Annotated in this window: 7 protein-coding genes and 1 pseudogene; 6 read left to right on the top strand and 2 right to left on the bottom strand. The window is 68.8% G+C overall.

The window, feature by feature from the left end:
- Positions 1 to 660, top strand: a pseudogene (locus KGQ91_RS03470) (malate synthase G); the annotation flags it as partial.
- Between the two features lie 225 nt (positions 661 to 885).
- The gene (locus tag KGQ91_RS03465) at positions 886 to 1,311 is read left to right on the top strand and encodes a PaaI family thioesterase (RefSeq protein WP_163649634.1); all 426 of its coding nucleotides are present in this window, start codon (positions 886 to 888) and stop codon (positions 1,309 to 1,311) included.
- A gap of 26 nt (positions 1,312 to 1,337) precedes the next feature.
- Here KGQ91_RS03465 and KGQ91_RS03460 read toward each other — a convergent pair whose 3' ends face one another.
- Positions 1,338 to 1,724 carry a DUF423 domain-containing protein gene (locus KGQ91_RS03460; RefSeq protein ID WP_224420264.1) on the bottom strand — a complete coding sequence of 129 codons (387 nt, stop codon included), beginning with the start codon at positions 1,722 to 1,724 and terminating at the stop codon, positions 1,338 to 1,340.
- 181 nt (positions 1,725 to 1,905) lie between these two features.
- Between KGQ91_RS03460 and KGQ91_RS03455 the strand changes: the two genes are divergently transcribed.
- The 4 genes from KGQ91_RS03455 to trmB all read left to right on the top strand — a co-directional run bounded on the left by KGQ91_RS03455 (position 1,906) and on the right by trmB (position 5,283).
- Positions 1,906 to 3,387: an alanine/glycine:cation symporter family protein gene (locus KGQ91_RS03455; protein WP_224420263.1), complete on the top strand. Its 1,482-nt coding sequence runs from the start codon at positions 1,906 to 1,908 to the stop codon at positions 3,385 to 3,387.
- A 78-nt stretch (positions 3,388 to 3,465) separates the two neighbouring features.
- Positions 3,466 to 3,666, top strand: a complete 201-nt coding sequence (gene thiS / locus KGQ91_RS03450) for a sulfur carrier protein ThiS (protein WP_163649637.1) — start codon at positions 3,466 to 3,468, stop codon at positions 3,664 to 3,666.
- Between the two features lie 77 nt (positions 3,667 to 3,743).
- On the top strand, positions 3,744 to 4,541 hold the full coding sequence (locus KGQ91_RS03445; protein ID WP_163649638.1) for a thiazole synthase: 798 nt from the start codon (positions 3,744 to 3,746) through the stop codon (positions 4,539 to 4,541).
- A 13-nt stretch (positions 4,542 to 4,554) separates the two neighbouring features.
- Complete coding sequence (gene trmB / locus KGQ91_RS03440) at positions 4,555 to 5,283, top strand: tRNA (guanosine(46)-N7)-methyltransferase TrmB (RefSeq protein ID WP_224416273.1); 729 nt, start codon at positions 4,555 to 4,557, stop codon at positions 5,281 to 5,283.
- 234 nt (positions 5,284 to 5,517) lie between these two features.
- Here trmB and KGQ91_RS03435 read toward each other — a convergent pair whose 3' ends face one another.
- Positions 5,518 to 6,435 (bottom strand): AEC family transporter, encoded by a 918-nt coding sequence (locus KGQ91_RS03435; protein ID WP_163649640.1) that lies wholly within the window; start codon positions 6,433 to 6,435, stop codon positions 5,518 to 5,520.
- Positions 6,436 to 6,444 lie beyond the last annotated feature (9 nt).

Genomic DNA, 6,444 nt, shown 5'->3' with positions numbered 1-6,444 from the left:
CGCGCCCAGATCGGCAAGGGCATGTGGGCGATGCCCGACCTGATGGCCGACATGCTGGTGCAGAAGATCGGCCACCCGAAGGCCGGCGCCAACACCGCCTGGGTGCCCTCGCCCACCGCCGCGGTGCTCCACGCCCTGCACTACCACCAGGTCGATGTCGCCGCCGTGCAGCAGGACCTCGAGTCGCGCCCGGCCACCGACTATCTGGACGATCTGCTCACCGTGCCGGTGGTCGAGACCCCCGACTGGTCGGCCGACGAGATCCAGCAGGAACTCGACAACAACTGCCAGGGCATCCTCGGCTACGTGGTGCGCTGGGTCGAGCACGGCGTGGGCTGCTCCAAGGTGCCCGACATCCACGACGTGGGGCTGATGGAAGACCGCGCCACGCTGCGCATCTCCAGCCAGCACATCGCCAACTGGCTGTACCACGGCATCGTAAGCCGAGAGCAGGTCAGGGAGACCCTCGAGCGCATGGCGAAGGTGGTCGACGACCAGAACGCCGGGGACCCGACCTACACGCCGATGACCTCGCACCTGGCCGACTCCAGCGCCTTCCAGGCCGCCTCGGACCTGATCTTCAAGGGCCGCGAGCAGCCGGCGGGCTACACCGAGCCGCTGCTGCATCACTGGCGCGCGGTGGACAAGGCCAAGGGGTGACCCTGGCCTGCCCCGGCTGACCGGCCGGGCGTGTGCTGCCCCACAAGCCGCCCCCTGCCATGAACGGCAGGGGGCGGTGCCGTTTCCGGGGGAGGGTAACGGGCCCGGCCGGCGGGCGGATTGACGCTGGGCGCCTCGGCTCGCGGCCTGTGCCCTGTGCGGCCGGGTTGGGTTGCGCTATCTTGGGCGCAGTGACACGCCGAGCCCTGCGCCAGGAGACCCCCAATGACCGTGATGACCGCCGCCGCCATCGAGGAGTTTCTCGACGAAGTCTTCCCCTTTCGTCAGGGCACCATCGAGGGGGTCGACGACATGCGCGCGACCATGAGCCTGGCCATCGAGGACGAGCACCTGCGCCCCGGCGCCTGCGTCTCGGGGCCGAGCATGATGGCGCTGGCGGATGTCTGTCTCTACGTGGCGATCCTGGCCCAGATCGGGCCGGAGGCGATGGCGGTGACCAGCGACCTCAACTGCCATTTCCTGCGCCGCGCCCGCGGCGACCGCGACCTGATCGCCAATGCCCGGCTGGTCAAGCTGGGCAGCCGCCTGGCGGTGGGCGAGGTGGAGCTGTTCTCCGCCGGTGACGACGCACCGGTGGCGATCGTCACCGCGACCTATGTGCTGCCGGATCGCGACGAGGACGACGACTGAGCGGCACGTCCCGGCAGACCTCCCCTTCAGGATGACGGCGCACGGGCCCGCCAGGCGCTCGCCGCCAGCGCCAGCCAGCCCGCCATCAGCAGCACGCCGCCGACCGGCGTGATGACTCCCAGCATCGGCGTGCCGGTCAGTACCAGCAGATACAGCGAGCCGGAAAACAGCACGATACCGGCTCCCCACAGCTTGAGCGCCCAGCCCTGGCCGGGTTGCGGCGTATGTGCCCGCCAGACCAGTACCGCCAGCATCGCCAGGGTGTGCCAGGCCTGATAGCGCACGCCGGTCTCGAAGGTGTCGAACAGGCGCGGCGTGACATGATCCCGCAGCCCGTGGGCGCCGAAGGCCCCGGCGGCGACCATGAGGAAACCACTGAGGGCGATGGTGATCCAGGCGGCGCGATAACGCATGATGAGCGGCTCCTGTATGGCTACCCTGAGACGGGGAGGCAGTAAGCGGCTGTCGGCGTTCATGTTTCGTTATCCCGCGCCGGCCGCTATGATGCCGGCCCGTTGCCGGCAGCCACTGACGACAATTCGCTGCCGGCCGCGATCCAGAATGCGGCAGACAACACTACAGGAGAATGATGCCATGGAATCCCTCGCCTCGCTCGTCGCGCCCCTGCGCGACGGCCTGTACGCGGTCATGACGCCCGTCAGTGATTTCATATGGAGTTACATACTGGTTTACCTGCTGCTGGGGGCGGGGGTCCTGTTCACGGTGATGACCCGCGGCATGCAGTTTCGTCTCTTCGGTCACATGGCCAAGGTCACCGTTACCGCCCGGGGGGCCGGCGAGGGCGTCAGCGGCTTCCAGGCGTTCGCCACCTCGCTGGCGGCGCGCGTGGGCACCGGCAACCTGGCCGGCGTGGCGATCGCCCTGTGGGTCGGCGGCCCGGGGGCGATCTTCTGGATGTGGATGACCGCCCTGGTGGGCTTCGCCACCTCGTTCGTCGAGTCGACGCTCGCCCAGACCTACAAGCACCGCAACGAGGACGGCGTGTTCCGCGGCGGCCCGGCCTACTACATCGAGCGCTGCCTGGGCTGGCGCTGGCTGGGCTCGCTGTTCGCGATCTTCCTGCTGATCGCCTACGGCCTGGCGTTCAACGCCGCGCAGTCCAACACCATCGCCCAGGGCATGAACGGCGCCTTCGGCGTGCCGCACTGGCTGTCCGGCATCGTGCTGGTGGCGGTGGTGGCACTGGTCATCTTCGGCGGCCTGAAGTCGGTGGCGCGGACCGCCGAGTGGATCGTGCCGTTCATGGCGATCGCCTACCTGCTGGTGGCGCTGTGGATCCTGTTCGCCAACCTCACCGCCGTGCCGGCGATGCTGGCGCTGATCGTCAAGAGCGCCTTCGGCTTCGGCCCGGCGGTCGGCGGTGCTGCCGGCTACGCGATCAAGTCGGCGATGGAGAACGGCATCAAGCGCGGGCTGTTCTCCAACGAGGCGGGCATGGGCTCGGCCCCCAACGCCGCCGCCCAGGCCACGGTCAAGCACCCGGCGGCCCAGGGGCTGGTGCAGTCGTTCGGGGTGTTCGTCGATACCCTGGTGATCTGCAGCTGCACCGCGGTGGCGATCCTGCTCTCCGGCGTCTATCAGGACATGCTGGCCAGCCATGCCGGCCAGTCGATCGAGGGCATCAAGCTGACCCAGGACGCCATGGTCGACCACCTGGGCACCTTCGGCGAGGTGTTCATCGCCATCGCCATCCTGCTGTTCGCCTTCACCTCGATCATCGCCAACTTCTCCTATGCGGCGATCAACATCGAGTACCTGTTCCGTCATCATGCCCGGAAGGCGGTGCATGTGCTGCGCTGGGCGGTGCTGGGGATGACCCTGGTCGGGGCCATGGCCAAGCTGGAGTTCGTCTGGCACTTCGCCGATCTGGCGATGGGCCTGATGGCCACCACCAACCTGTTCGCCATCCTGATCATGTCACCGATCGCCATCCGCGTGCTGCAGGACTATGAGCGCCAGCGCAACAGCGGCGTCAGCGAGCCGGTGTTCGATCCCAAGGTGCTCAAGCGCCCCGATCAGGTCGACGCCGATGTCTGGCCGCCCAAGGGTGTCTGAGTCGCTCTTTGGCGTTAAAATGACGGCCCGTCGATCCCGACGGGCCGTTTTTCGTTCGACGCTACCCGAGGGACAGCCATGCAGATTCAGCTCAACGGCGAGCGGCATGATCTCGCTGGTCAGCCGACCATCACTGACCTGATCGATACCCTGGGGCTGGCCGGGCGGCGCATCGCCGTCGAGGTCAACGAGCAGATCGTCCCGCGCAGTCAGCATGCGGCCACGCGCCTGGCCGAGGGCGACCGGGTCGAGGTGGTGCATGCCATCGGCGGCGGTTGAGCCGTGTCGTCCACCCTGTCCTGCGCAGGCCAGCCGGGCCTGACGCGGTCCGTTTTTCGAACAGCCCAGGAGTTGTCATGACCGACCCCCAACTGGACCAGCCGTGGCACGTCGCCGGCCGCGAATTCACCTCGCGGCTGCTGGTCGGCACCGGCAAGTATCGCGATCTCGAGGAAACCGCCGCCGCCGTGGCCGCCAGCGGCGCCGAGATCGTCACCTTCGCGGTGCGCCGCACCAATCTCGGCCAGGATGCCGACGCGCCCAACCTGCTCGATGCCGTCTCCCCCGAACGCTACACGCTGCTGCCCAACACCGCCGGCTGCTACACCGCCAGCGACGCCGTGCGCACCTGCAAGCTGGCGCGCGAGCTGCTCGACGGCCACAACCTGGTCAAGCTCGAGGTGCTCGGCGACGACAGGACGCTGTACCCCAACGTGGTCGAGACGCTCAAGGCGGCCGACGAGCTGGTCCGCGACGGCTTCGACGTGATGGTCTACACCAGCGACGACCCGATCGTCGCCAGGGAGCTCGAGAATCGCGGCTGCAAGGCGGTGATGCCGCTGGGCTCGCTGATCGGCTCCGGTCACGGCCTGCTCAACCCGGCCAGCCTGCGGCTGATCCTCGAGAACGCCACGGTGCCGGTGCTGGTCGATGCCGGTATCGGCACCGCCTCCGATGCGGCGCTGGCGATGGAGATGGGCTGCGCCGGGGTGCTGATGAACTCGGCGATCGCCCATGCCCGCCATCCGGTGGTGATGGCCGGTGCCATGCGCAAGGCGATCGAGGCCGGACGCGAGGCGTTCCTGGCCGAGCGCATGCCGCGGCGCGCCTATGCCCAGGCGTCCTCGCCGACCCAGGGCCTTATCAACGAGTGATCCTTCAACGAGCATGAGTGACTCCAGCGTGAGCGTCGATACCCCCCAGTCCAGTGAATCCCGTCCACATCGCGGCGTGAAAAGTTACGTGCTGCGCGCCGGGCGCATGACCGCCGCCCAGAGTCGCGGGCTCGAGGAGGTCTGGCCGCGGCTGGGGCTTCGCCTGGCCGATGGCCGGCAGGATCTCGACGCCCTGTTCGGACGCCGCGCGCCCCGCGTGGTGGAGATCGGCTTCGGCATGGGCGGCTCGTTGGTCGAGCAGGCCGAGACGCACCCCGACACCGACTTCATCGGCATCGAGGTCCACGCCCCCGGGGTGGGCAAGCTGCTCGACGAGGCCGACAAGCGCGGCCTCGCCAACCTGCGTGTCTACCGCGAGGATGCCCTGGAAGTGCTTCGTCACTGCCTGCCGGAAGCCGGCCTCGACGGCGTGCAGCTGTTCTTCCCCGATCCCTGGCCGAAGAAGAAGCACCACAAGCGGCGCATCGTGCAGCCGGCGTTCGTCGCGCTGGTGCGCTCGCGGCTCAAGCCCGGCGGCTGGCTGCACATGGCCACCGACTGGGAGCCCTACGCCGAGCACATGGCCGAGGTGATGGCCGCGGCCCCGGGCTGGCGCAACACCGCGAGCGAGGGCGTCTACGTGCCGCGCCCGGCCTTCCGCCCGCTGACCAAGTTCGAACGTCGCGGCGAGAAACTCGGCCATGGCGTCTTCGACCTGATCTTCGAGCGCCACGACGGCTGAGCCTCGCGCCGCGCCTTCCCTTTCCGGTCTCCCCGAGGCACACAGAAAGGCGGCGGCTCGATGGAGCCGCCGCAAGACCGTGACTAGCTGATGAGGAGATAACCATGGCAGGAACCTGACGGTCGCTGCGATGGTTGTGTGGTGCCTGGCGAGCACCACGAGGTTGATAATAGTGATTCTCATTTATATCGTCAAGGCATTCGAGAATCATTTTCAACTTCGACCGGTGGACGGTCAGCCGCCCGCCAGACTCAGCCACAGCGGCAGGCTGAGCATCGCCAGCAGGGTCTGGCCGGTGATCAGCGCGGCCATCAGCTCGGCGTCGCCGCCCAGCTGGCGGGCGAGGATGTAGGCCGAGGTCGCGGTGGGCAGGGCGGCGAACAGCAGCGTGACATCGCGGCTCACCGGGTCGAGGCCGACCAGCGCGCCCAGGGCCAGCACCACCGCCGGCATCAGCGCCAGCTTGACCAGGTTGGCGCTCCACACGCCGCGGTCCAGGCGCAGCAGCGCCCGCGGGCGCAGGGCCACGCCGACGGCGACCAGGCCCAGGGGCAGGGCGGCCCGGCCCAGCAGCGACACCGCGCGCTCGCTCCAGCCCGGCAGGCCGATGCCGCTCAGGTTGAGCGCAATGCCGGCCACGCAGGCGAGGATCAGCGGGTTGCGGGTCAGGGCGGCGAGGCTCTTCGACAGGCTGGAAGGGCCCAGGGTGCCGGCGGCGATGAAGCTGGCCACGCACAGCACGTTGATGGTCGGTACCATCAGGGCGACCGCCACCGCGGCCACCGTGGCGCCGGGCTGGCCGTGCAGCGCCGCGGCACCGGCGACGCCGACATAGGTGTTGAAGCGCAGCGCGCCCTGGAAGACCGAGGTGAAGGCGGGGGCCTCGAGCCCGAGCCATGGCTTGACCCACCACAGCAGCGCGGCGAAGGCGCCGATGCCGCCCAGCAGCACGATCGCCACCTGGCCGATCGGCACGCGCGAGACGTCGGCGGTGGCCAGGGTCGCCACCAGCATGGCGGGGAACAGCAAAAAGTAGATCAACCGCTCCATGGCCGGCCAGAAGGTATCCGAGGGCAGGCGGCGCCACCCCAGCAGGGCGCCGAGCAGGATCAGCAGGAACAAAGGGCCCAGTGCCGCCTGGACGCCGGACATGGCGAGTCT

This window comes from Modicisalibacter tunisiensis, from assembly GCF_020148005.1.
Lineage (GTDB): Bacteria > Pseudomonadota > Gammaproteobacteria > Pseudomonadales > Halomonadaceae > Modicisalibacter > Modicisalibacter tunisiensis.
The sequence above is the reverse complement of the archived record's forward strand: the minus strand, read 5'-3'. Positions and strand labels throughout refer to the sequence as shown.